This is a genomic window from Streptomyces sp. NPDC104381, from assembly GCF_055583745.1.
In genome coordinates this window covers 88104-112139 of the sequence record NZ_JBVJNK010000003.1, presented here as the reverse complement: position 1 = coordinate 112139, position 24036 = coordinate 88104, and the positions used below count along the sequence as shown (strand labels likewise).

Below are 24036 nucleotides of genomic sequence, written 5' to 3'. Positions count from 1 at the left end.
GGAACGCCGTGCTACGTTCGCCCGATGCCTGAATCCGTCGCTCTCGATCCGGTTGATCTGCACATTCTGCGTCTCCTGCAGAACGATGCGCGGACGACGTACCGGGAGCTCGCCGCGGAGGTCGGAGTGGCTCCGTCCACCTGTCTGGACCGTGTGGCGCGGCTGCGGCGGTCGGGTGTGATCCTCGGGCATCGGCTGCGGCTCGATCCCGCGCGGCTCGGCCGTGGTCTGGAGGCGTTGCTGCTGGTCCAGGTCCGGCCGCACCGCAGGGAACTGATCGGCCCGTTCGTCGAGCGGATCAGGGCCCTGCCGGAGTCCCGGGCGTTCTTCCACCTCACGGGCCCCGACGACTATCTGGTGCATGTGGCCGTCGCCGACCCGGCGGATCTTCAGCGCCTGGTGCTGGACGAGTTCACCTCACGCCGCGAGGTGGCAAGGGTGGAGACCCGGCTCATCTTCCAGCAGTGGGAATGCGGCCCGCTGATGCCGCCGGGATCGGGCGGGGGCGGTCCCGTCGCCGCCCCGGAGTGCCCCGGCAGCTCCGCGCCATAAAGGATCTTCCTCCGGCCGAAGTCCCGTTCCCCCGTGACGGGGAGCCCCTCGCCGTACGAGGATGTCCCCCATGTCAGACACATCGAGCAGCGCACTGCCGCGCCAGGTCGCCGACGCCTACGTCGACGCGTACATCGAACTCGACCCGATCACAGGTACCTATCTCGGTGTCGCTGAAAGCTCCCGCCGGCTGCCCGATTTCTCGCCCGCCGGTCAGGAGGCCATGGCCGGGCTCATCCGCAGCACCCTCGTGGAACTCGACGCCGCCGAGCAGGTGCCCGGAGCGGACGCCGACGAGGAGAGGCGCTGCGCCCGGCTCCTGAGGGAGCGCCTGACCGCGGAACTCGCCGTCCATGAGGCCGAGGAGGGGCTGCGGGCCGTCTCCAACATCCACTCCCCGGCGCACAGCCTCCGTGACGTCTTCTCGGCGACGCCGACGGCCACCGACGAGGACTGGGCCGCGGTCGCGGACCGGCTGCGGGCGGTGCCCGCGGCCCTGGAGGGCTACCGCGCCTCGCTCGCCCTCGGTCTGGAGCGCAAGCTGTACGGGGGCCCCCGCCCGACGGCTACGTTCATCGGCCAGCTGGGCACCTGGGCCGGGGAGGCGGACGGCCCCGGCTTCTTCCAGGACTTCGTGGCCGAGGGACCCGCGTCGCTGCGCCCGGAGCTGGACGAGGCGGCCGGCCGGGCCGCCGCGGCCCTGGTCGCGCTTCGGGACTGGATGAGGGACGTGTACGCCCCCGCCGTCGCGGGAGCCCCCGACACGGTGGGCCGGGAGCGTTACGCCCGCTGGGCACGCCAGTTCAACGGTACGGACCTGGATCTCGACGAGGCGTACGCGTACGGCTGGTCCGAATACCACCGGCTGCTGGCCGAGATGAGGACCGAGGCGGACAAGATCCTTCCGGGCGCGGGTCCCTGGGAGGCGCTCGCCCACCTCGATGTGCACGGGAAGCACATCGAGGGCGTGGACGAGGTCCGGGTCTGGCTGCAGGGCCTGATGGACGAGGCCATCGAGGCGCTCGACGGCACCCACTTCGAACTCGCCGAGCGGGTACGGAAGGTGGAGTCCCGGATCGCACCGGCGGGCGGTGCCGCCGCTCCGTACTACACCGGGCCGTCGGAGGACTTCTCGCGGCCGGGCCGCACCTGGCTGCCCACCATGGGCGAGACCCGCTTCCCCGTCTACGACCTGGTGTCGACCTGGTACCACGAGGGCGTTCCGGGCCACCACCTGCAGATCGCGCAGTGGACGCACGTCGCCGAGAGCCTCTCCCGCTACCAGGCGTCGGTCGGCCAGGTCAGCGCCAACGCGGAGGGCTGGGCGCTGTACGCCGAGCGGCTCATGGACGAGCTGGGATTCCTGCCCGACGCGGAGCGCCGCCTCGGCTATCTCGACGCGCAGATGATGCGCGCCTGCCGGGTGATCGTCGACATCGGCATGCACCTGGAGCTGGAGATCCCCGGCGACTCCCCGTTCCACCCCGGTGAGCGGTGGACGCCCGCCCTGGCCGAGGAGTTCTTCGGCAGCCACAGCGGGCGGCCCGCCGACTTCGTGGAGAGCGAGCTGACCCGCTATCTGTCGATGCCGGGCCAGGCCATCGGCTACAAGCTGGGCGAGCGCGCCTGGCTGCTGGGCCGGGAGAACGCCCGGAAGGCCCACGGCGACGCGTTCGACCTCAAGGCCTGGCACATGGCGGCCCTGTCGCAGGGATCGCTCGGCCTGGACGACCTGGTGGACGAGCTGTCCAGGCTCTGATCCAGGCGGTGCGGGGGCCGGGGCGCGGCCACCGGCCCCCGCACGCTCCCGCGCCCCGCTTCTCCCCCGCCGATGAACCGAAGGACGGTCTCCGCATGGTTCCGCCCGGCTTCCTCTTCTGCTCCGATCCTCTGGGGGCGCGCCGCACCGACCCCGGGTTCGCCGAGGAGGCGGCCGCGGCACGGCGCGCGGGTGCGCGGACGGGGCTGATCGACCACGACGCGCTGCTCGCCGGGGACGCGGAGACGGCCGTCGGCCGGGTCCGGAGGGACTCCGGGCCGTACTGGTACCGGGGCTGGATGATTCCGCCCGACCGTTACGCGGACCTGGAGCGTGCCCTTCTCGCCCGTGGCTGCTCGCTGCTGACCGGTTCCTCCGCGTACCGCACCGCACATGAACTCCCCGGCTGGTACGAGGCGTTCGAACGGCTCACCCCGCACAGCGTCTGGCGTTCCCTCACCCCGGGTGAGCCCCTGCCGGACCCTTCGGTGTGGTCGGAGCTCGCCGGGGGCCTCGGCCCGGGCCCGGGCATCGTGAAGGACTTCGTGAAGTCCCGTAAGCACGAGTGGCATGAGGCGTGCTTCGTGCCGGAGCTGAGCAACCCGGTACGGCTCGCGGGCGTCGTCGGCCGGTTCCTCGCACTTCAGGGGGAGTTCCTGGCCGGCGGGGTGGTGCTGCGCGCGTACGAGCCGTTCGTGCCGGGCGGTGAGGCACGGGTGTGGTGGGTGGACGGCGAACCGGTGCGGGTGACGGCACATCCCGACACGCCCCGCCTGGCCCCTGAGCCCGCCCTCGACGCCGTCGGCGAGGCGGTGCGCTCTCTCGGCTGCCGGTGGGTGACCACGGACATGGCCCTGCGGGAGGACGGGGTGTGGCGGGTGGTGGAGGTCGGTGACGGACAGGTCAGCGGACTGCCCGAGGGCGACGACGGCGAGGACCTGTTCGGCGCGCTCCTCGGCCGGTGAGCGCTCCGGCGCTTCCCTGCCCGGTGCGCGCCTGGACCTAGGGCAGCCCCTTTTCAGCAGCCGCAGTCGGCGGCGTCCGCCGGCGCGGTGAGCGGGTCGGCGGGGCGTCGCCGCGCCCCCTCCCAGGTCTCGAAGGCGAATCCCTCCCGCACCCAGTACTCGAATCCGCCGAGCATCTCCTTGACCCGGTAGCCGAGTCCGGCGAGCGCCAGGGCGGCCCGGGTCGCACCGTCGCAGCCGGGCCCCCAGCAGTACGTGACCACGGGAACCGCCGGGTCGAGAAGTCCGGCGGCATGCGCCGCGATCTGGGCGGTCGGCAGGTGCACCGCACCCGGGACGTGGCCCTGGTCCCAGGACGCGGTGGACCGGGAGTCCAGTACGACGAACCCCGGGTCGTCGCCGGACGCCAGGGCGGTGGCCACATCGGACACGTCGGTGTGGAACGCGAGCGACGCGCCGAAGTAGGCGGCTGCCGCTGCCGGAGAGGCCGGCGGCACACGCAGGACGGGGTTACCGGTGAGGAGATGCTGTGAGGTCATGGCCTGAAATCTACGGTCGGCCCGCCCGCACCGGAACCGGTGATCCACGGCACATCGCTTGATCGGCAGGGGATTCCCCTGTTACCTGCTCCCATGGCCGACTATTCCCCGGATGCCACGGACTGGCGCATCCTCGATGTCCTGCAACGCGACGGACGCGCGACGTTCGCCGAACTGGCCCGCGCCGTGGCGATGTCGCCGAGCGCCGTCACGGAGCGCGTACGCCGCCTGGAGGAGCTCGGGGTGATCAGCGGATACGCCGCGGTGGTGGACCCGGAGCGACTGGGCCTGTCGATCCTCGCCCTCGTACGGCTGCGCTATCCGAACGGCAACTACAAGCCGTTCCACGATCTGACGGAGACCACGCCGGAGATCGTGGAGGCGCACCACGTGACCGGGGACGACTGCTTCGTCCTGAAGGTGACCGCGAGGTCGATGCGTCACCTGGAGGAGGTCACAGGTCGGATCGGCGCCCTCGGCTCGGTGACCACCAGCGTCGTGTACTCCTCGCCCCTCCCCCGGCGGGCGATCAGCCGCTGAGCGCGTCGGCCGCGCGGTGGACGACCGCCGATCCGTGCCGCTCCTTGACCACCTCGAGCTGGGCCGGGATGCGGCGGCGCAGGTCGGCCACGTGGCTGACGATGCCGACGCTGCGGTCGCGTTCGCGCAACGAGTCCAGGACGTCGAGCACCTCGTCCAGCGTCTGGTCGTCCAGGCTGCCGAAGCCCTCGTCGATGAAGAGCGTGTCCAGGCGGACGCCGCCCGCCTCGTCCGTCACCACGTCGGCGAGGCCGAGGGCCAGCGCGAGCGAGGCGAAGAAGGTCTCCCCGCCGGACAGGGTGGCCGTGTCGCGCTCCCGGCCGGTCCAGGAGTCGACGACGTGCAGCCCGAGCCCGGCCCTGCGGCCCCCGCTGCGCTCGTCGGAGTGGACCAGCGTGTAGCGGCCCGCCGACATCCGCTGGAGCCGGACCGTCGCGGCGGCGGCCACCTGTTCGAGACGCGCCGCCAGCACGTACGACTCCAGGCGCATCCTGCGCTCGTTGTCCGCCGAGATGCCCGCGGTCAGGCCGGCGAGACGGGCCACCCTCTCGTACTCCTCGCGCAGCGGGCCCAGGGCACGCACCTCTTCCTCGGCGCGGCGGGAGAGCCTGCCGAGCTCCGCGACGCGCTCCTGCGCGGCGGCGTGCCCGGCGGAGCTGTCGCGCAGGGCCCGCACGGACCGGTCGTACGCCTCCTGGGCGGCCTCCGGTGTCGCGGCGGGACGGTCGGCGGCGGCCCGGGCGTCCTCCTCGGCGAGCCGGTCGGCGACCGTCGCGGACTCCGTCTGCCAGGCGTCGATCCGGTGCTGGAGCTCCCGCTGGGCGACGTCGTCGAGGAGCTTCGCCGCAGCGGCCTGCGGGGTGGCGAACCCGGCGCGGAAGGCGGCGTCGGCCAGCCTGCCGTCGGCGTCCTTGAGTCGCACGGCGGCGTCCTGCTCGGCGCGGAGCGCCTCGGCGGCCTCGGCCAGCCTCCCGGCTCGGCGCTCGAGCAGCCCGGCACGCTCGGCCACGGAGGTGCAGCCGCCCCGGGCCTGCACCAACTCCGCTTCCAGCCCGAGCTGTTCCCGGTCGAGCGCTTCCCGCTGCGAGGTGCGGGCGGCGACCCGCCGTTCGGCCTGCTGCCGGTCGTCGAGGCGGCCGAGGTGCTCACGCTCGGCGGCGGCCAGGGCCTCCCTGGCGGCGTGCGTTCCCGCGGCCAGGCGGTGCGCGTCCTGGTGCTCCCTGGACAGGCGGTCGACGACCGCCCGCAGTGCGGGCACGGAGGCGGAATCGCGGTCCACCTCCGTCGCTTCACGGGTGCCCGTCGCGTCCGCCGCTTCCGGGCCGCCGGTCGCCTCGTGCGGGTCAGCCGCCTCCGCCCGCGCCGCGGCGAGACGTTCGCGCAGGACCCCGAGCGCGCTCTCCGCCTCCGCGCGGGCCAGGTCGGCCCGCTGGTGGGCGGCGAGCGCGGCCTCCTCGGTGGCCCGGTCCACATGGCCGGCCTCCGCACGCGCCGGCTCGGGGTGCTCCGCCGAGCCGCACACCGCGCACGGCACGCCGTCGGCGAGCTGCCCCGCGAGTTCCGCCGCGATTCCGCGCAGTCGCTGTTCCCGTAGCGTCAGCCATGTCTCGCGCGCGTCCATCGCACGCTCACGGGCGGCGGTCAGTGCGGCGGACGCGGTCGCCTCCTCCGCGCCGAGGGCGTCGCGGCGGCGTGCCGCCTCCAGCCTCCTGCGCGCGGGTCCCAGTCGGCCGGCCAGCTGCTCCGCGAGGGTCGCGGCGTCCTGGGCCGTCTCGACGCGCTCCTTGAGGGCGCGGTGGCCGGTGTCCCAGCCGGCCAGCCACTCCGTCGCCTCCTGGATCAGTTCGTCGTCCGTACGGGACTGCCGCTCAAGGCCCGACCGTTCGTCGTCGATCTCACGGCTGCGCCGCTCGGCCCGGCGCGCGGCGTCGAGCGCGCCCAGCTCCGCCCGCAGGCCGCGCTCCTCGCCGGCCAGCTGCTCGTAGCCCGCGTCGGCCAGCTCGGCGGGCAGCCCGGCGCGGGACCGTTCGCGGGCGTCGACGGCCGTGCGATGGGCCCGCTCGGCCTCGTCGCGCAGGTCGAGCGCCGGGGCGACGAGGTCCGCCTTGCGCGCCCGGGCCAGCTGCTCGTGGCAGCGGTCGCGTTCGGCGCGGCGCTCCTCCAGGCCCTCGGCGCGACGTCGGGTCTCCTCGTACCGCTGCTGGAGTCGGGCGAGTTCACGCTCGGCTTCGAGTGCCCGGCGTGCGGCGGTGTTCCGCTCCTCGGCCCCGGCCAGGACGCACCGGGCGATGTCGAGCCGTTCACGGGCTCCGCCGCGCGCGACGGCGGCCCACCGCAGGACCCCCTCGGCGAGCCCGGGCTCGCCCGGGCGCTCCTCGGGCGGGGCCACCTCGTCCGCGGCGGGGCCGGCCGCCTGGGCGATGCGCTGGGCCAGGGCGAGGATCTGCTCGTCCCCCGCCTTGACCCGGGCCTCGGCGGACCGGCGCAGTTCGGCCAGTCGCTCCTCGACGGCCGCGAACCGGCGGGTGTCGAAGAGCCGGCCGAGCAGCTTTCCGCGCGCCTCCGCGTCGGCGCGCAGGAACCGCGCGAAGTCACCCTGCGGCAGCAGGACCACCTGGCAGAACTGGTCGCGGCTCATCCCGACGAGCCCGCCGATCTCCTCCCCGATCTCCTGGTGGGAGCGGCTGAGCGCCTTCCAGCCGTGCTCCGGGTCGTACTCGCGCAGCCAGCTCTGCGCCTTCTCGGTCGTGAAGCCGCCGCCGCGCTTCTTGGGGCGGGGCTGGGCGGGCCGTCTGGTGACCTCCAGGCGGCGCCCCCCGACGGTCAGTTCCAGGCGCACCTCGGTCGGCCGGTCCACGGGGGCGTGGTCACTGCGCAGGGAGGTGCCGGGGCTCTGCCGGGCACCGGGCACCGCCCCGTACAGGCCGTAGCAGACGGCGTCGAGCACGGAGGTCTTGCCCGCGCCGGTGGGACCGTGCAACAGGAAGATGCCCGCCGACGACAGCGCGTCGAAGTCGACCTCCTGCGCGGCGCCGAAGGGACCGAACGCGGTCAGGGTCAGCTTGTGCAGTCTCACCGGGACACCTCGTCGACCCCGTCACTCACCCGTACGTCGTCGAAGACGGCGCGCAGTACCGTCCGCTCCTGTGCGCTGGGCCCGTTTCCGCCGCGTACATGGGACACGAAGTCCTCCGCCACCTGATGGTCGTCACGGCCCTCCAGCCGCTGGGCGTACGAAGCGGAGGGGTCCTGCGGGGAGCGCTCCGGGTCGAAGACCAGGCTGAGGGTGTGCGGGAAGCGCTCGGTGAGACGGGCCATCGGCTCGTCCGGCCGCGCGGGATCGGTGAGGGTGGCCTCCACCCAGGAATCGCGGTGCCGCTCCAGGGCCGGGTCCTCCAGGAGCGTGCCGAGGCGCCCGCGGAGCCGGGCGAGCGGGCGCGGTGCCGGGCAGTCGACGCGCTCGGCGGCCACCTCGCCCCCGGGCCCCAGGTCGATCAGCCACATCGTCTTGCGGTGCGTGTGCTCGGAGAAGGAGTACGCGAGCGGGGAGCCCGAGTAGCGCACGCGCTCGGTGACCGTCTGGCAGCCGTGCAGATGACCGAGCGCCACGTAGTCGACGCCGTCGAAGACTCCCGCGGGGACGGCGGCGACCCCGCCGACGGTGATGTCGCGCTCGCTGTCGCTGGGTTCGCCTCCCGCCACGAAGGCATGGGCGAGGACCACGGAGCGGGTGCCGTCCGGGCGGCCGGCGAGGTCGGCCCGCACCTGGTCCATGGCGGCGGTGAGCACCGCTTCATGGCTCGTCCTGGGGGCGCCGAGACTGTCCCTGACGAGCGCCGGTTCCAGATAGGGGAGCCCGTAGAACGCCACATCGCCGTGTGTGTCGTGCAGGACGACCGGGGTCGCGCACGCGCCCGGGTCGGTACGCAGATGGATGCCGGCCCGTGCGATCAGTCCGGCGCCCACGCCGAGCCTGCGGGCCGAGTCGTGGTTTCCGGAGATCATGACGGTCGGCACCCCGGCGGCGGCGAGCCGGTGCAGCGCGTCGTCGAAGAGCTGGACGGCCGACAGCGGCGGAACGGCCCGGTCGTAGACGTCGCCGGCCACGACGACGACGTCGACGGCGTGTTCGCGCACGGTCCTGGCGAGGTGGTCGAGGTAGGCGGCCTGGGCGTCGAGCAGGGAGACGCGGTGGAACGACCGTCCCAGATGCCAGTCCGAGGTGTGCAGGATCCTCATGACATCACTCCGCCCGACCTCGCTCCGACCTGCATGTCCCACTTCCTCCGCCCCCGTGACCCGACCTGTCCGGCCCGCCCACGCTAGTGCCGCGCGGCCCCGGACCCCTCATCCGCCCCGTACGTCCCCGTACGCCTCGCCGCCCAGTTCGAGCGTCGCGGAGCCCGCCGTGGCATCGGCCAGCCAGGCCCTGAAGCTCTCGACATCGGCGTCCGGCAGCCCGATCGCGAAGGTGACCGCCTCGGCGTAGGTCACGTCGTGGACCGCGTGTCCGGTGGCCCGCAGATCGTTCTCCAGCTTGCCCGCGCGCTGGTGGTCCACGGTGACGGTCGCGAGGCGGAACCGGCGGCGGATGGTCGTGCCGAGCGCGTCGAGCGCCTCGCCGACCGCGCCTCCGTACGCCCGGATCAGTCCGCCCGCGCCGAGCTTGACGCCGCCGAAGTAGCGGGTGACGACGGCGACGGCGTACCGCACCTCTCTGCGCATGAGCATCTGGAGCATGGGGACGCCGGCCGTCCCGCCGGGTTCCCCGTCGTCACTGGCCTTCTGCACGGAGGCGTCGGCGCCGATGACATAGGCGAAGCAGTTGTGGTTGGCGGTGGGGTGCTCCTTGCGGACGCGCGCGACGAACTCCTGCGCCTCCTGCTCGGTGGCGGCGGGGGCGAGCGCGCAGAGGAAACGCGATCGGCTGATCTCCGTCTCGTGCACACCCGCGCGGGCGACTGTCCGGTACTGCTCCTGCATCGGTCCACCTTATGCGCCGCTCCGTCCCCCACTTTCACCCTCCCGTGGGGAATGGTGCGGGCGGACCGTCCGTTGTCCGGGCATGTACGCAGACGATGAGACGGTTCGCAGGATCCTCCAGGACACGGGTGACACCTGGGCGGTGGTCGGCCTGTCCACCAACCGTTCCCGCGCGGCCTACGGGGTGGCGGAGGTCCTCCAGCGCTTCGGCAAGCGCGTGGTGCCCGTCCACCCCAAGGCGGAGCCCGTCCACGGCGAACAGGGGTACGCCTCACTGGCGGACATACCCTTCCCCGTCGACGTGGTGGACGTCTTCGTCAACAGTGATCTGGCGGGCTCTGTGGCCGACGAGGCGGTGGCGATCGGCGCGAAGGCCGTCTGGTTCCAGCTGGGCGTGATCGACGAGGAGGCGTACGGGCGCACGCGCGAGGCCGGTCTCGACATGGTCATGGACCGCTGCCCCGCGATCGAGATACCCCGCCTGGACGCCCGCCGCTGACGGTCGCCGGCTCGAAGGCGTGGTGTCGCGGACGGCCTGCGGCGGGGACAATGCCCGGTGTGACACAGCATCTCCTCCTCCGAGGCGGACGCGTCGCCAGCCAGCTGCGCGAGCTGGGCGTGCGGCGGGGCGGCGTCCTGCTGGTGCACGCCTCGATGCGCTCGGCGGGCGGCGACGCCGGAAGCATGGCCGACGCGCTGCGCCAGGCCGTGGGCCCGGCGGGGACGCTGGTCGTCCCCGCCTTCACCCCGGAGAATTCGGACACCTCGCGCGCCTACCTGGACCGTGTCCGGGGCCTGAGCGACGAGGCCCGTGCCGAGGTGCGTGCGTCGATGCCCGCCTTCGACCCGGCGACGTCTCCCGCTCCGGCCATGGGCACGCTCGCCGAGACGGTGCGGCTGAGTCCGGGCGCGCTGCGCAGCGGCCATCCCCAGACCTCGTTCGCCGCGCTCGGCCCGGCAGCCACCTCGCTGCTTTCGGGCCACCGGCAGGACTGCCACCTGGGCGAGGACTCCCCCCTCGCCCGGCTCTACGAGGCCGATGCCCAGGTCCTGTTGCTGGGCACGGGCTACGACAGGTGCACCGCCTTCCACCTCGGTGAGTACCGCCGCCCCGCGCCGCCCCGCCGCCGCTACCGCTGTGTGGTGGCCTCGGGGCTCGGGCGGCGCTGGTGGGAGTACGAGGACATCGCCCTCGACGACAGCGACTTCGCCGCCCTCGGGGCGGACTTCGGCCGTGCGCGGACCGGCGCGGTCAGCGCCGGCCGGGTGGCCGCCGCGCCGAGCCGTCTGTTCCGCCTCCGTACGGCCGTGGACTTCGCCACGGAGTGGCTCGGGGAGCACCGGCCGGGCGGCTGTTGAGCGCTCCGCCCCCTACGGAGCGTCTTCCTCAGACGCCGAGTCCCTCCAGCACGGTCGCTCCCGGCAGCGCCGCCAGTGCCTTGCCCGGGACGATCAGCTTGCCGCGCCGGCTGCCGCTGCCGATGAGGACCCAGTCCTGGTCCACCACGGCGGGGTCGATCAGGAGCGGCCAGGACGCCGGGAGGCCGATCGGGGTGATCCCTCCGTACTCCATGCCCGTCTCGCTGACGGCCGTGTCCATCGGGGCGAAGGACGCCTTGCGGGTCCCGAGGTGCCTGCGCACCACCCCGTTCACGTCGACGCGGGAGCGTGACAGGACCACGCACGCCGCCAGGGTGGTCTCCCCGCCGCGCTTGCCGGCGACGACCACGCAGTTGGCCGAGGCATCGAGCAGCTCGGGGCCGTAGTGCTCGGTGAAGACCGCCGTGTCGGCGATCTCGGGGTCGGTGTCGACGTGCACGACCGACTCGGCGGGGATGCCGCCCCAGCCGGCTTCGACCGCCTTCGCGACGGGCGGGGTGAGCAGATCCAGCCGGCCGGCGGCGGGAGAGGCATCGCTGAAGATGTCCAGGAGAGCTCGCATACCGGTCACGCTAACAGCCCCCGGGAGCGGCTCATTTGCCCTCACGGCGGACCGGCGGGATCGAGACCGCCATGGTCAGGTCCGCGGGCTCGGATCCGTCGTTGCGGTAGGTGTGCGGTACGTGGGCCTCGAACGTCGCCGAGGTGCCGGCGGGCACCGTGTGGGCCTCGCCGTCGACGATCAGGGTCAGTTCACCCGCCGTGACGTGGAGGAGCTCCACCGTTCCCTCGGGGTGCGGGTCCGAGGCACTGCTGTCGCCGGGCATCAGATGCCAGGACCAGAGCTCGATCGGCCCCCTGGCCTCGGTACCCACCAGCAGCGTGGTCGAGCTCCCCGCCTCCGTCGACCACATGCGCACCGCCTGGCTCTCCGGAACCAGCCGCACCTGGGAGCCCTGCTCGTAGTCGAGCAGCGTGGTGATGCTGATGCCCAGCGCGTCGGCGAGCTTCACGGTGGTGCCGACGCTCGGGTTCGTACGGGCCTGCTCGATCTGGATGATCATGCCGCGGCTGACCCCCGCTCGGGCCGCGAGGGCGTCCAGGGTGAAGCCGCGCTCGCCCCGCCAGCGTTTGAGGTTGCGGGCGAGCGACTGGGTGAGCTGATCGAGGTCAGACACATTCCGTCCAATATTCTGGATGACAGAGTCAAAAATACTGCACTACGGTGTGGTGCACCCACCCGACCACCGCACTGTACTGCGAGGCGCCCGATGACAGCACTGTTCGCCCTGGCCACGAGCCTGATGTGGGGGCTGGCGGACTTCGGCGGCGGGCTGCTGACCCGGCGCATGCCCGCTCTCACGGTGGTGGTCGCGTCGCAGTGCATCGCCGCCGTGGTCCTCGGGGCCGTGGTGATCGCGACCGGCGGCTGGAGCGAGGCCGGCGCCCGCCTCTGGTTCGCGGTCGCGGCGGGGGTGGTCGGGCCGGTCGCGATGCTGAGCTTCTACAAGGCCCTGGCGCTGGGCCCGATGGGCGTGGTCTCCCCGCTGGGCTCCCTCGGTGTGGCGGTCCCGGTGGGCGTGGGCCTGCTCGTCGGCGAACGGCCTGGGCTGCCGCAGTTCGCCGGGGTCGCGGTCGCCGTCGTGGGGATCGTCCTGGCCGGCGGACCGCAGCTGCGCGGCGCGCCGGTGCAGCGCCGGGCGGTCGTGCTGACCCTGCTGGCCGCCTTCGGCTTCGGGGCCGTGATGGCACTGATCTCGGAGGCGTCCACCACGGTGACCGGCCTCTTCCTCGCCCTCTTCGTCCAGCGGGTCACCAATATCGCCGTCGGAGGGGCGGCCCTGTACGTCTCGGTGCGCCGGGGCGGCCGGGCACTTCCCGAGGAGGCCGGCATCGGCGTCGTACGCGCCGCGCTGCCCTCACTGGCCTTCGTCGGTCTCGCCGATGTCGCCGCCAACGGTACGTACGCGCTCGCCGCCCAGCACGGCCCGGTCACCGTGGCCGCCGTCCTCGCCTCGACCTACCCGGTGGTGACGGCGCTGGCGGCCCGGGGCGTGCTGGGCGAGCGGCTGCGCGGGGTCCAGGCGGCGGGCGCCGGCCTGGCCCTCCTCGGAACGCTTCTGCTGGCGACGGGCTGAGAGACCTGCTCGCAAGGGCGCCTGAACGCCCGGGTGGGGTCAGGCCCCTTCGGCCGCGTCCTCCAGCAGCAGCGCCACGGCGGCCAGCTGCTCGGGCGTGACCCCCTCGGGGATCGGGACGGGCGCGGGGGTACGCAGCGGCGGCTGCCAGCCCTTCTCCGGATCCCAGCTGCGCACCACCTTCGCCGGGGCACCCGCCACCACCGCGTGGTCGGGGACCTCGCCGCGTACGACCGCTCCCGCCGCGACCACGACGTTGCGGCCGAGCCTGGCTCCCGGGAGGATCACCGCCCCGGTGCCGATCCAGCAGCCCGGCCCGATCTCGACCGGCTCCATGCGCGGCCACTGCTTGCCGACGGGCTCGCGGGGATCGTCGTAACTGTGGTTGGTGGAGGTGATGTAGACGTACGGGCCGCAGTACGTGTCCGAGCCGATGGACACCGTCGTATCGGCGATGACATGGCTGCCCCGGCCCAGCACCACCCCGTCGCCCAGGGTCAGAACGGTCTCGGAACCCAGGTCCAGATCGGGCATCAGGCCTGCCGTGAGGGTGACCTGTTCCCCGATGATGCAGTGGTCGCCGAGCTCGATCCACGGCTCCCCGAAGACGGTGCCCTGCGGGAAGGCGAGCCGGGTGCCCGTGCCGATGCGGCGGAAGCGGAGCCGGCCGGGGTGCTGCGCGGTGACCGCGCCGGTCTCCTGCACCCAGGCCCAGGCGCGGTGGACGACGCGGGACATGACACCGCGCCGCCGGAGGGCCAGGGAGGAGAACGAGTTGCGGTTCTTCGGCACCCGCTCACGGTAGTCGGACCGGCCGGAGCGGGTCCCCGCGGCGAGCTGTGATGTTCACCCCACCTGCCCGGAGCTCGGGGACCGTCCACTACGGTTCGTGCGGAACGAGGAGCCCCGAGCACACCCCACCGGAGGAACAGGCGATGGCACAGCAGGCATTGGTCACCGGTATCGGCGGCAAGGAGCCGGACATCGATCCGGACGCCTTCCTCGCACCGACCTCCGTCGTCGTCGGCGAGGTCTCGATGGCCGCGGGCTCCAGCCTCTGGTACCACGCCGTGCTGCGCGCCGACTGCGGTCCGATCTCCCTCGGCCCCGACAGCAACATCCAGGACAACTGCAGCGTGCACACCGATCCGGGCTTCCCGCTGACGGTGGGGGCCAGGGTCTCGGTCGGCCACAACGCCGTGCTGCACGGCTGCGTGATCGAGGACGACGTCCTGGTCGGCATGGGCGCCACCGTGCTCAACGGCGCGCACATCGGGGCGGGCTCCCTGATCGCGGCGCAGGCGCTCGTGCCGCAGGGGATGCGGGTGCCGCCCGGGTCGCTCGTCGCCGGAGTGCCCGCCAAGGTGAAGCGGGAGCTGACCGCCGAGGAGCGTGAGGGCATCGCCCTCAACGCGGCCGGTTACGTGGAGCTGGCGAAGGCCCACCGCGAGACGCACCAGGAGGACTGACGTCCCCGTACGGAACGGGCCCCGGGCGGACACTGCCGCACGGGGCCCTCGTGATCAGGCGGACCCGTCCGAAGGCGGGGCCGCGCCGGTTCAGTCGGCCGCGGGGACCACGTCGGGCTCGGACGCCGGCGCCGTGCTCCCGGCCTGTTCCGCGGCCTTCTTGGCCCGGCTCTTCAGCACCAGCATCGAGACCACGCCGATCAGTACGGCGGCGAGCAGCCCCAGCCACGAGAAGCGCTTGAGCCACGCCTCGGCGACGACGCCCACCGAGTAGATGACGGCCGTGGTGCCGCCGGCCCAGACGATCCCGCCGAGCACGTTCGCGATGAGGAACTTCCAGTACGGCATGCGCAGGACACCGGCCAGCGGCCCCGCGAAGATCCGCAGCAGCGCGACGAAGCGGCCGAAGAAGACCGCCCACATGCCCCACTTCTCGAACGACCGCTCCGCCAGGGCGATCTGGGGTGCCCCGAAGTGCTTGGGGAACTTCCCGCCGAGCCAGGCGAGCAGGGGGCGTCCGCCCTTGCGGCCGATGGCGTAGCCGATGGAGTCACCGATGATCGCACCGGCCGACGCACAGGCGCCGAGCACCACGGGGTCGATGTCGCCGTGCTGGGAGGCGAGGAGCGCCGAACTCACGAGGATGATCTCGCCCGGCAGGGGGATACCCAGACTCTCGAGTCCGATGACGACCCCCACCAGGAGGTAAATGCTGACCGCGGGGACGGTCTCGAGCCACTCCTGGACGTGCAAGGCGGGTCCTTCCCGAAGAGATCTGGCGGCCGCGCACCACGGGGGGTGCACGGCGGGCAGCCTACCGGGCCGGACGACCGGAGCGGCCGCCGCGGCCCCCGGACCGGGGCGCGCGGGGCCGGTGCGGGTCAGCGGTTCGGACGCAGCGTCCAGACGACGCTCATCTCACTGGTGACGGCGCCGTCGGCGCGGCGGATCTCGACGGCCACGGGGAACTCCGGGCGCTTCCCCTCGTCCAGCTCGGCGACCACCTCGGCCACCGGGCGGCCCAGCACCGCCGTCGCGGTGAGTTCGCCCATGGCCACCTTCTTGAAGGACATCTCCGTGGTGACGGGCAGCGGCACGGCGCGGGCCATCTGGTCGCCGAACGCGGCGACGACGATCGCGCCGCTCGCCGACTCGGCGAGCGTGAACATCGCTCCGGCGTGGGGTCCGCCGAGGTGGTTGTGGTAGTCGGCGTGGTCGGGGAGCGAGAGGACGGCGCGCTCCGCGGTCGTCTCGAGGTAGGTGATGCCGAGGGTCCGGACCATCGGGACGCTCGCGGACAGGATCTCGCCGACTGTCATCTCTTCAGTGCTCATGGCGGCGATGTTACTAGCGGGTAGCAGTCTTTGACCATCCCCTCACAGGGGTGCCCGTAGCAGCACACCCCGCGCCCCTCTATGGTTACTGGCCATGTGGCCAGGACAGCAGCCGCCCGGGGGCGAGCAGAACCCGCAGGACCAGAACCAGAACCCGTACCAGCAGCCGGGGTACCAACAGCCGAATCCCTATCAGCAGCCGGGATATCAGCAGCAGGGTCAGCCGGGCTACCCGCAGCCCAACCCGTACCAGCAGCCCACCGTGCCGCAGTACGCCGTACCGGGCGGGCCCGGCGGTCCGCAGCCGGACGACAAGAAGAAGACGACCATCGTCGCCGTCGTCGCGGCCGCGGTGGTCGTCGTGGCGGCGGTCGTCACCGGCGTCGTCGTCATGAACAAGGACGACGGCAAGGGCGGCTCGGACGTCGCCGAGGGCAAGGGATCCTCGTCCCCGTCGGCGAAGGCCTCCGAGTCCTCGTCCGCCCCGGCGGCGAACCCGCGGGGCGGTGAGGACGCCGCGCCGACCGTCCCGGGCTGGAAGGTCGTGACCAACCCCAAGTGGGGCACGCAGTTCGACGTGCCCGGCGACTGGGAGGTCTCGGGCACCGGCGTGATCTCGGGCTTCGAGGACGTGAAGGACCCCACGGGCCCGCCGGCGGTCGGCTTCTCCGCTCCCGCGCACCTCAAGACCAAATGGTGCAGCGACGACTCGGACAAGGACGGCAAGCAGGAGGACACCAGCCTCGCCGGTGTCGGGACCAAGGGCGCGCAGGGCGCCAAGACGGCGGACCAGGCGGCGACGAACGAGGCCGCCAACTGGGTCTGGGCGGCCTACGCCCAGGAGGACCCGAAGGACAAGGTCAAGATCGGCAAGCCCAAGCCGTACACGACCGAGTCGGGCCTGTCCGGCAGCGTCGTCACGGCCACCGCGACCGGACTGGCCAACAAGAACAAGTGCGACACCGACGGCAAGTCGATCGCGTTCACCTTCAAGAACGGCAAGGACGAGTTCTCGTCCTGGATCCTCTACGCCAACGCCGGGGTCGACGACGAACTCCCGGACGCCACCATCCAGAAGATCCTCAGCACGGTACGTCTGGCGGAGAGCGCGGACGCCACGTCCTGAGCCTCCGGGGCGTCCGGCCGGGACCGCCCATTTGGCGGGAGGGGGCCGGGGCGGGGATAGTCCCTTGGTGACTTCCGCCGCCTCCTCCCCCTCGCCGGACCTCCGCTCCCTCCCGGCGGGCCGCAATTTCGGCCTGCTGACCGCCGCCGCGATCATCACGAGCCTGGGCACCAACGGCGCGCTGATCGCGGCGGCGTTCGCCGTGCTGGAGTCGGGCGGCGACGCGGGGGACGTCGGCCTGGTCGCCGCAGCGCGTACGGCGCCGCTGGTGCTCTTCCTGCTGATCGGCGGCGCGGTCGCGGACCGGCTGCCGCGTCACCGGGTGATGGTGGCCGCGAACACGCTGAACTGCGTCTCCCAGGCGGCCTTCGCCTGGCTGGTGCTCACGGACGGCGCCGAGCTGTGGCACATGATGCTACTGACGGCGCTCTGCGGCACCGGGCAGGCCTTCTTCGGCCCGGCCGCCGAGGGCATGCTGATGTCCAGCGTCAGCGGTGAACAGGCGGCCCGCGCCTTCGCCTTCTTCCGGATGTCGATGCACGGCGCGGCCATCGGCGGCGCGGCGCTCGGCGGCGCCATGATCGCGGCCATGGACCCGGGCTGGGTGCTGGCGGTCGACGCCGCCGCGTTCGCCGTCGCCGGTGTGCTCCGGGCCTTCCTGGACGTCAGCCACATCCCCGCGCGCACACCGGGCGGCGGGCTGCTCGCCGATCTCCGGGACGGCTGGCACGAGGTCGTCGGGCGCCCCTGGCTCTGGGCCGTCGTGCTGCAGTTCTCCGTGGTCGTGGCCGTCGTCGGGGCCGCCGAGGCGGTGTACGGACCGCTGGTGGCGCGGGACGAGCTCGGGGGCGCCCGGCCCTGGGGATTCGCCCTCGCGGCGTTCGGGGTCGGCACGCTGGGCGGGGCGCTGCTGATGATGCGGTGGAAGCCCCGGCGGCTGCTGCTGGCCGGGACGCTCTGCGTCTTCCCGCTGGCCCTCCCGTCCGCCGGCCTCGCGATCCCGCTGCCGGTGGCCGGCCTCTGCGCGGTGATGTTCGTGACGGGTGTCTCCATCGAGGTGTTCGGGGTGTCCTGGATGACGGCCCTGCACCAGGAGATCCCCGAGGAGAAGCTGTCCCGGGTGGCGGCGTACGACTGGTTCGGCTCGGTGGCGATGGTGCCGCTGGCCACGGCCGTGGCCGGCCCGGTGGAGACGCTCGTCGGGCGCGGCGCGGCCCTGTGGGGCTGTGCCGGCCTGATCGTGCTCGTGACGGCGGGGGTGCTGTTCGTCCCGGACGTACGGAATCTGACGCGCCGGGGCACGGTGGCGAAGGTCAGCGTCCCGGAGCGGCCCCGGGCCTCAGCCGATGCTGAAGGCTCCCTCGGGGGGCTCGGGTGAGGCCACGGCCTCGCTGTCCCGCACGGGCTTCGCGCCACGGATGAACCGGGTCAGCCCGGCACCGTGCTCGACCCGCGCGGGGAACGCGTCGGCGGCGCACAGCCGGGTGAGCGGTCCGATGTCGAGCGGGGCGCGGGAGGCGAGCAGCACGGCGTTGCCGAAGCGACGGCCGCGCAGGACGGCCGGCTCGGCGATCAGGGCCAGCTCGTCGAACACCTCCGCGAAGTTGGCCAGTTGGGAGCGCAGGAAGGTGAAGGGGGCACTGTCGGCCAGGTTGGCCGCGTAGACGCCTCCCGTCCGCAGGACGCGTCCGGCGGCCCGCGCGTACTCCAGCGAGGTCAGGTGGGCGGGCACCCGTGCGCCACCGAAGACGTCGGCGATCAGGAGGTCCGCCGAGCTCTCCGGTGCCTCTTCGAGCCAGCCGCGGGCATCACCGGCGTGCACGGTGACACCGGCTCCCCCGGGCAGCGGCAGATGCTCGCGAACCAGGTCGACGAGCCCCCGGTCCGCCTCCGCCACGTCCTGCCGCGAGCCGGGGCGGGTGGCCACGACGTAGCGGGGCAGGGTGAGGGCGCCGCCGCCGAGATGCACCACGTCCAGCGGTGTTCCCGGCGCGGCGGCCCGGTCCACCACATGGCCGAGCCTCCGTACGTACTCGAATTCCAGGTGCTCCGGCTCGTCGAGATCGACGTAGGACTGCGGGGCGCCGTCGACCGTGAGCAGCCAGGCCCGGTCACGGTCGACGTCGGGCAGCAGCCTGGCGGTGCCGCAGTCGGTGTCGCGGATGACGGGTATCGGCTCGTTCACTCCCCCATTGTGACGGCAGCCGGACCCGCGCCCCGCCGGATCAGCCGTTCCACACGGCGGCGACCGCCTCGGTGTGGGCGGCGGACTGGGCGAGTCCGGCCCTGGCCGCCGCGGCCCGCCGTGCGGGGTCCAGGGAGTTGCGGCCGATGGCCTTACGGGTCCCGGCGTCGGGGGTGATGACCTCGACGCGGGCGCCGGCTGCCTCCAGTTCGGCGGCCTGCGCGCGGGGTGAGGCGACCACCTTGCCGCCGCCGGCGGTGGGGGCGATCACGACGACGCGCTCGTAGCCGGAGGCGAGCTGGGCGTTGGCCGGGGAGTGCACTCCCCCGTCGATCCAGCTCCCGCCCCCCGCGCTGACCACGGGCCAGACCATGGGGACCGCGCAGCTGGCGGTGACCGCGTCGGCGAGCGCGACCGTGCCGGTCCGGTCGAAGGTGTGCAGGGCGCCGGTCGTCGCGTCGACGGCGGTGATCAGCAGGTGGCGTTCGGGCCACTCGGGTGACGGCAGCCGGCTCGTGATCGACGCGCGCCGTCCGGCGGCGTCCGCGCCGGGCCCGCTGTCACGGGCCAGGGCGCCCAGCTTGCGTCCGTACTCGTCGGGCGTACGGGAAGAGAGCATCGCTCGCGCGTAGCGCAGCACGGTGACGGGGCCGAGCCGGCCCGCCGCGCTCTTCTCGCTCTCCGGCTCGGCGAGCTGGCGCTCGTAGAGGTCGCCCACGGCGACGAGTCCGGAGGCGAGCTGCGCCCCCACGATGGCCCCCGCCGAGCTCCCGACGATCAGATCGGCGGTGGAGAGGTCGACACCCGCCTTGGCGAGGCCGTGCAGGATGCCCGTTTCCCAGGCGGTGCCGGTGACGCCTCCGGCACCCAGTACAAGAGCTGTGTCTGCCATGAAACCCAGTCTGGTGCACGGAGCGCGGCCCGCCTCCCCCGGGGTGGAGGAGACGGGCCGCACCTGGTCCGTCAGAGCAGGGCGGTGACCGTACCGGCGCCGACCGTGCGGCCGCCCTCGCGGATCGCGAAGCCGAGGCCGGACTCCAGAGGCACGTCACGGCCGAGCTCGACGGTCATGGTGACCGTCTCACCGGGCCGCGCCACGGCCGCCTCGCCCAGGTCGACGTCGCCGACGACGTCCGCCGTACGGATGTAGAACTGCGGCCGGTAGCCCGTGGTGACCGGCGTGGTCCGGCCTCCTTCCCGGCCCGACAGGACGTACACCTGCGCGGTGAAACGCCTGCTCGGGGTGACGCTGCCGGGCGCCGCGACCACATGGCCCCGGCGGACGCGGTCGCGCTCGACCCCGCGCAGCAGCAGCGCGACGTTGTCCCCGGCCTCCGCGGACTCCATCGGCTTCCCGAAGGTCTCCAGACCGGTGACGACCGTCTCGACGTCCGCCCCGAGGACCGACACGCGGTCCCCCACACGCACCGTGCCGCGCTCCACGGCGCCGGTGACGACGGTGCCGCGGCCCGTGATGGTGAGCACGTTCTCGACGGACAGCAGGAACGGCGCGTCGGTGTAGCGCACCGGCATCGGCACGTACGTGTCGACCGCGTCCAGCAGTCCCTCGATCGACGCGGTCCAGCGCGGGTCGCCCTGGAGCGCGCCGAGCCCCGACACCCGTACGACGGGCACGGTGTCCCCGCCGTAGCCGTGCGCGGTCAGCAGCTCGCGGACCTCCAGCTCGACCAGGTCGGTCAGCTCGGGGTCGCCCGCGTCGGCCTTGTTCAGGGCGACGACGATGTGGTCGACGCCGACCTGACGGGCCAGCAGGACGTGCTCCGCGGTCTGCGGCATGATCCCGTCGAGCGCGGAGACGACGAGGATCGCCCCGTCCAGCTGCGCCGCGCCGGTGACCATGTTCTTGATGTAGTCGGCGTGGCCGGGCATGTCGACGTGGGCGTAGTGCCGGGTGTCGGTCTCGTACTCGACGTGCGCGATGTTGATGGTGATGCCGCGCTGCGCCTCCTCGGGGGCCCGGTCGATCCGGTCGAACGGCACGAAGGTGCCGGTGCCGCGGTCGCTGAGCACCTTGGTGATGGCGGCGGTCAGGGTGGTCTTGCCGTGGTCGACGTGGCCCATGGTGCCGATGTTGAGGTGTGGCTTGGTGCGTACGTATGCCGTCTTGGGCATGGCTCGTTCCTCGGAATTCGAAGCTGAGAAGAGAAGACCCCAAGGCCCCGCCGACCCTCCCCTCACGGGGTCCGCCGGACTGTCGGGGGAGGGTCAGCTTCGGGCGCCGCCGAAGGGCGCCGCCGCAGCGGTGAACGCTGCGTCAGTTGCTGCTGCGGCCGCGGCCGCAGGGCTCACGGCAGCCTTCGGCGTGTCCGCGACTGCGGACCGCGCTGCGAGGAAGGCGTACCGGAACATGCCTCTGATCATGGCGGAGCGGGGCGGGGCCGTCGAATGGTTTTCCGGTGCCGCGGGCCCGGGTTCAGATGTTCTTGAGCGCCTCGCGCACGGAGAGCGGGGACAGGCGGTCCCGGGCTCCGTCGACGAAGTCGCGTACGGCTTCCGGGTCGGTCTTCGCGTACTCCCGCAGGGCCCAGCCGATCGCCTTGCGGAGGAAGAAGTCGGGGTGGTCCGCGCGGAGCAGGCAGGAGCGGAAGAGCCGTTCCGCGTCCGTGTGCTCCTTGTACCGCAGTTGGTGGAGCAGCGCCGTACGGGCGACCCAGATGCTGTCGTCCTCGATCCACCGGTCCATCACCGCCCCGAGCGTGGGGTCTGCGCTCACGAGCGGCCCCGCGACATGGGCGGCGAGCAGGTCGACGGTGTCCCACCAGGGCACGGTGGTGACGAGATGGCGCAGGACCGGCACGAATCCGGACGAGCAGCGGGCCACGTGGCGGCGCAGGTAGTCGGTCGCGAAGTACTGGTACTCGCGCTCCGGCAACTCCCAGCAGCGCAGGGCGATCGCGGTGCAGTCGCTCTCGTCCGGCCGCCCGGTACCCGCGAGGACCTCCCGGGAGAGCACCCGTCGCCGCGGCGTCGGGATGCCCAGGAAGGGAGTGACGTTCTTCATGTACGCCGCCGCCCCGGCCGCCCGTCCGGGGTCCGCGGCCCGGGGATACAGCCTGGTGAGGCGGTCGAGCACGGTGTCGGCGAGCGCGCTCTCCGGGGCCACGGGGGCGGAGGGTGCCGAGGGACTCATGGGGTGCACATTACGGCGATCACACACATGTTTCGGTTACGCTCCCCAGATGTTCGACCCCGTCTCCGCAACACGGCCCTCCGGTGGCCTCGCAGTGCGCTGTACGAGGGCGCTGCTCTCCCCCTGGTCCCGGTTCTCCCTGCTCGTTGCCATGCTCCTGGCCGCGGCCACCACGATGCTGCTGTTCGAACCACAGCGGTTGCTGGCCTCCGGCTGGCCACCCCAACTCACGGGTTCCGCCGCCGCGATGCTGTTCGGGCTCGCGTACGGCGTGTGCACCGTGGCCTTCGTGCCACGCCCGCTGCTCAACCTGGCCGCCGGAGCGCTCTTCGGTGCGCAGGCCGGACTCGCGGCCGCGCTGGCCGGAACGGTCCTCGGCGCGGGCGTCTCCTTCCTGCTCGGCAGGGTGCTGGGCCAGGACGCGCTCCGTACGCTGCTGCGCGGCAAGTACCTGAAGGCGGCGGACGGTCTGCTGAGCCGGCACGGGTTCAGGTCCATGCTGGCGCTGCGGCTCTTCCCCGGGGTGCCGTTCGCCGCGGCCAACTACTGTGCGGCGACCTCCCGTATGGGCTATCCGCCGTTCCTGCTGGCCACCGGGCTCGGCTCCATCCCGAACACGGCCGCGTACGTCATCGCGGGCAGCACGGCGTCCTCCCCGACCTCACCGGTGTTCCTGGCGGCGATGGGTTTCATCGTGGTGTCCGGAGCGGGTGCGGCTCTGGTGGCCTGGCGCAGGCGGCACCGGCTCGGCGCCGGGGCGGCACCGGAGGCGGGCGCGGCGTAGCCAGGGGCAGGCGGCAGTCTGTTCACCTGTAGGCGATACGCTGCGCGCAACCGACAGAGGATGTCCGGGGCCGTGGCGTCCCGTCCCCTTTTCTGACCGCATCCGCACGCCGCCGACGGCCCTCGCGCCCGTCGGCCGTTGCATGAGTACCTCCGGGATGGCCTAAGCCCCATGAGCTGGTTCGAATCATTCGTCCTGGGCCTCGTTCAGGGACTGACCGAGTTCCTGCCGATCTCCTCCAGCGCGCACCTGCGGCTGACCGCGGCCTTCGCGGGCTGGCACGACCCGGGAGCCGCGTTCACCGCGATCACGCAGATCGGCACGGAGGCCGCGGTCCTCATCTACTTCCGCAAGGACATCGTCCGGATCATCTCGGCCTGGTTCAGGTCCCTGACCAACTCCTCGATGCGCAGTGACCACGACGCCCAGATGGGGTGGCTGGTCATCATCGGCTCCCTCCCCATCGGGGTGCTCGGCCTGACGTTCAAGGACCAGATCGAGGGCCCCTTCCGCGACCTGCGTCTGATCGCGACGACGCTGATCGTGCTGGGCATCATCCTCGGCATCGCGGACCGGCTCGCCGCCCGCGACGAGACCGGCGGCAAGCACCGGGCCATCAAGGAGCGCAAGTCGCTGAAGGAGCTGGGCGTCAGGGACGGCCTGATCTTCGGCTTCTGCCAGGCGATGGCCCTGGTCCCGGGCGTCTCCCGCTCGGGCGCGACGATCAGCGGCGGTCTGCTCATGGGCTACACCCGCGAGGCGGCCGCCCGCTACTCCTTCCTGCTGGCGATCCCGGCGGTGCTGGCGTCGGGCGTCTTCGAGCTGAAGGACGCGGGCGAGGGCCATGTCTCCTGGGGTCCGACGATCTTCGCGACGATCATCGCGTTCGCTGTCGGATATGCCGTCATCGCCTGGTTCATGAAGTTCATCACCACCAAGAGCTTCATGCCGTTCGTGATCTACCGCGTACTCCTGGGCATCCTGCTGTTCGTCCTGATCGGGGCCGGGGTGCTGAGCCCTCACGCGGGTGAATCCGCCGGATGACGGGGACAGGGGCCCGGCCGCCGGGCCCCTGTCCGTTCACACGTCTGACAGACGACTGTCACGTGGGAACGGAATGCGCCGATGGCC

General features: G+C 72.8%; 25 protein-coding genes. 12 read left to right on the top strand and 13 right to left on the bottom strand.

Annotated elements, in window-relative coordinates:
- The first annotated feature begins 24 nt into the window (after positions 1-24).
- From ACZ607_RS10035 to ACZ607_RS10025, 3 genes are all read left to right on the top strand, one after another.
- Positions 25-552 (top strand): Lrp/AsnC family transcriptional regulator, encoded by a 528-nt coding sequence (locus tag ACZ607_RS10035; protein WP_469733636.1) that lies wholly within the window; start codon positions 25-27, stop codon positions 550-552.
- A gap of 70 nt (positions 553-622) precedes the next feature.
- Positions 623-2311, top strand: a complete 1689-nt coding sequence (locus ACZ607_RS10030) for a DUF885 domain-containing protein (RefSeq protein WP_469733634.1) — start codon at positions 623-625, stop codon at positions 2309-2311.
- Between the two features lie 95 nt (positions 2312-2406).
- Complete coding sequence (locus tag ACZ607_RS10025; protein WP_469733632.1) at positions 2407-3276, top strand: ATP-grasp domain-containing protein; 870 nt, start codon at positions 2407-2409, stop codon at positions 3274-3276.
- Positions 3277-3329: 53 nt separating this feature from the next.
- Here the strand turns inward: ACZ607_RS10025 and ACZ607_RS10020 are convergent, their stop codons facing one another.
- Positions 3330-3815 carry a rhodanese-like domain-containing protein gene (locus ACZ607_RS10020; protein WP_469733630.1) on the bottom strand — a complete coding sequence of 162 codons (486 nt, stop codon included), beginning with the start codon at positions 3813-3815 and terminating at the stop codon, positions 3330-3332.
- Between the two features lie 93 nt (positions 3816-3908).
- On the opposite strand from ACZ607_RS10020, the gene ACZ607_RS10015 reads away from it, so the two are divergent.
- The gene (locus ACZ607_RS10015) at positions 3909-4355 is read left to right on the top strand and encodes an Lrp/AsnC family transcriptional regulator (RefSeq protein WP_469733628.1); all 447 of its coding nucleotides are present in this window, start codon (positions 3909-3911) and stop codon (positions 4353-4355) included.
- Here ACZ607_RS10015 and ACZ607_RS10010 read toward each other — a convergent pair.
- The 3 genes from ACZ607_RS10010 to ACZ607_RS10000 all read right to left on the bottom strand — a co-directional run bounded on the left by ACZ607_RS10010 (position 4345) and on the right by ACZ607_RS10000 (position 9338).
- Positions 4345-7431, bottom strand: coding sequence for an AAA family ATPase (locus tag ACZ607_RS10010; protein WP_469733626.1), 3087 nt, complete (start codon positions 7429-7431; stop codon positions 4345-4347). The genes ACZ607_RS10015 and ACZ607_RS10010 overlap by 11 nt on opposite strands.
- Complete coding sequence (locus tag ACZ607_RS10005) at positions 7428-8594, bottom strand: exonuclease SbcCD subunit D (RefSeq protein ID WP_469733624.1); 1167 nt, start codon at positions 8592-8594, stop codon at positions 7428-7430. The genes ACZ607_RS10010 and ACZ607_RS10005 overlap by 4 nt, the downstream gene beginning before the upstream one ends.
- Positions 8595-8702: 108 nt before the next feature.
- The gene (locus tag ACZ607_RS10000) at positions 8703-9338 is read right to left on the bottom strand and encodes a YigZ family protein (protein WP_469733622.1); all 636 of its coding nucleotides are present in this window, start codon (positions 9336-9338) and stop codon (positions 8703-8705) included.
- Positions 9339-9420: 82 nt separating this feature from the next.
- Between ACZ607_RS10000 and ACZ607_RS09995 the strand changes: the two genes are divergently transcribed.
- A complete protein-coding gene (locus tag ACZ607_RS09995; RefSeq protein ID WP_469733620.1) occupies positions 9421-9837 on the top strand; it encodes a CoA-binding protein in 417 nt (138 codons plus the stop codon).
- A gap of 50 nt (positions 9838-9887) precedes the next feature.
- The gene (locus ACZ607_RS09990; protein ID WP_469733618.1) at positions 9888-10697 is read left to right on the top strand and encodes an AAC(3) family N-acetyltransferase; all 810 of its coding nucleotides are present in this window, start codon (positions 9888-9890) and stop codon (positions 10695-10697) included.
- A 28-nt stretch (positions 10698-10725) separates the two neighbouring features.
- Here the strand turns inward: ACZ607_RS09990 and ACZ607_RS09985 are convergent, their stop codons facing one another.
- Together ACZ607_RS09985 and ACZ607_RS09980 are read right to left on the bottom strand one after the other, a co-directional pair.
- Complete coding sequence (locus ACZ607_RS09985) at positions 10726-11280, bottom strand: YbaK/EbsC family protein (RefSeq protein ID WP_469733616.1); 555 nt, start codon at positions 11278-11280, stop codon at positions 10726-10728.
- A gap of 31 nt (positions 11281-11311) precedes the next feature.
- Positions 11312-11896, bottom strand: coding sequence for a helix-turn-helix domain-containing protein (locus ACZ607_RS09980; protein WP_469733614.1), 585 nt, complete (start codon positions 11894-11896; stop codon positions 11312-11314).
- Positions 11897-11989: 93 nt separating this feature from the next.
- Here ACZ607_RS09980 and ACZ607_RS09975 point away from each other — a divergent pair, with 93 nt between their 5' ends.
- Entirely contained in the window at positions 11990-12856 is an 867-nt protein-coding gene (locus ACZ607_RS09975; protein WP_469733612.1) for an EamA family transporter, read from the top strand.
- A 39-nt stretch (positions 12857-12895) separates the two neighbouring features.
- On the opposite strand, the gene ACZ607_RS09970 is transcribed toward ACZ607_RS09975, so the two are convergent.
- Positions 12896-13648, bottom strand: a complete 753-nt coding sequence (locus tag ACZ607_RS09970) for an acyltransferase (protein WP_469733610.1) — start codon at positions 13646-13648, stop codon at positions 12896-12898.
- A gap of 143 nt (positions 13649-13791) precedes the next feature.
- Here ACZ607_RS09970 and ACZ607_RS09965 point away from each other — a divergent pair, with 143 nt between their 5' ends.
- On the top strand, positions 13792-14325 hold the full coding sequence (locus ACZ607_RS09965; RefSeq protein ID WP_469733608.1) for a gamma carbonic anhydrase family protein: 534 nt from the start codon (positions 13792-13794) through the stop codon (positions 14323-14325).
- A 90-nt stretch (positions 14326-14415) separates the two neighbouring features.
- Here the strand turns inward: ACZ607_RS09965 and ACZ607_RS09960 are convergent, their stop codons facing one another.
- The gene (locus tag ACZ607_RS09960; protein ID WP_469733606.1) at positions 14416-15078 is read right to left on the bottom strand and encodes a DedA family protein; all 663 of its coding nucleotides are present in this window, start codon (positions 15076-15078) and stop codon (positions 14416-14418) included.
- A gap of 128 nt (positions 15079-15206) precedes the next feature.
- Positions 15207-15644 carry a DUF4442 domain-containing protein gene (locus ACZ607_RS09955; RefSeq protein WP_469734901.1) on the bottom strand — a complete coding sequence of 146 codons (438 nt, stop codon included), beginning with the start codon at positions 15642-15644 and terminating at the stop codon, positions 15207-15209.
- Between the two features lie 109 nt (positions 15645-15753).
- Between ACZ607_RS09955 and ACZ607_RS09950 the strand changes: the two genes are divergently transcribed.
- Entirely contained in the window at positions 15754-16785 is a 1032-nt protein-coding gene (locus ACZ607_RS09950) for a DUF8017 domain-containing protein (protein ID WP_469733604.1), read from the top strand.
- Positions 16786-16852: 67 nt separating this feature from the next.
- A complete protein-coding gene (locus ACZ607_RS09945) occupies positions 16853-18163 on the top strand; it encodes an MFS transporter (protein ID WP_469733602.1) in 1311 nt (436 codons plus the stop codon).
- On the opposite strand, the gene ACZ607_RS09940 is transcribed toward ACZ607_RS09945, so the two are convergent.
- The 4 genes from ACZ607_RS09940 to ACZ607_RS09925 form a co-directional block, all read right to left on the bottom strand.
- Positions 18125-18970 carry a spermidine synthase gene (locus ACZ607_RS09940; protein WP_469733600.1) on the bottom strand — a complete coding sequence of 282 codons (846 nt, stop codon included), beginning with the start codon at positions 18968-18970 and terminating at the stop codon, positions 18125-18127. The two genes, ACZ607_RS09945 and ACZ607_RS09940, sit on opposite strands and share 39 nt — an antisense overlap.
- A gap of 40 nt (positions 18971-19010) precedes the next feature.
- Entirely contained in the window at positions 19011-19862 is an 852-nt protein-coding gene (locus tag ACZ607_RS09935) for a patatin-like phospholipase family protein (protein ID WP_469733598.1), read from the bottom strand.
- 71 nt (positions 19863-19933) lie between these two features.
- Positions 19934-21103, bottom strand: coding sequence for an elongation factor Tu (gene tuf, locus ACZ607_RS09930; protein ID WP_469733596.1), 1170 nt, complete (start codon positions 21101-21103; stop codon positions 19934-19936).
- 301 nt (positions 21104-21404) lie between these two features.
- Positions 21405-22121 carry a DNA alkylation repair protein gene (locus ACZ607_RS09925; protein ID WP_469733594.1) on the bottom strand — a complete coding sequence of 239 codons (717 nt, stop codon included), beginning with the start codon at positions 22119-22121 and terminating at the stop codon, positions 21405-21407.
- A 49-nt stretch (positions 22122-22170) separates the two neighbouring features.
- Between ACZ607_RS09925 and ACZ607_RS09920 the strand changes: the two genes are divergently transcribed.
- Together ACZ607_RS09920 and ACZ607_RS09915 are read left to right on the top strand one after the other, a co-directional pair.
- Positions 22171-22905 carry a TVP38/TMEM64 family protein gene (locus ACZ607_RS09920; protein WP_469733592.1) on the top strand — a complete coding sequence of 245 codons (735 nt, stop codon included), beginning with the start codon at positions 22171-22173 and terminating at the stop codon, positions 22903-22905.
- Positions 22906-23076: 171 nt separating this feature from the next.
- On the top strand, positions 23077-23949 hold the full coding sequence (locus tag ACZ607_RS09915; protein WP_469733590.1) for an undecaprenyl-diphosphate phosphatase: 873 nt from the start codon (positions 23077-23079) through the stop codon (positions 23947-23949).
- Positions 23950-24036: the final 87 nt, after the last annotated feature.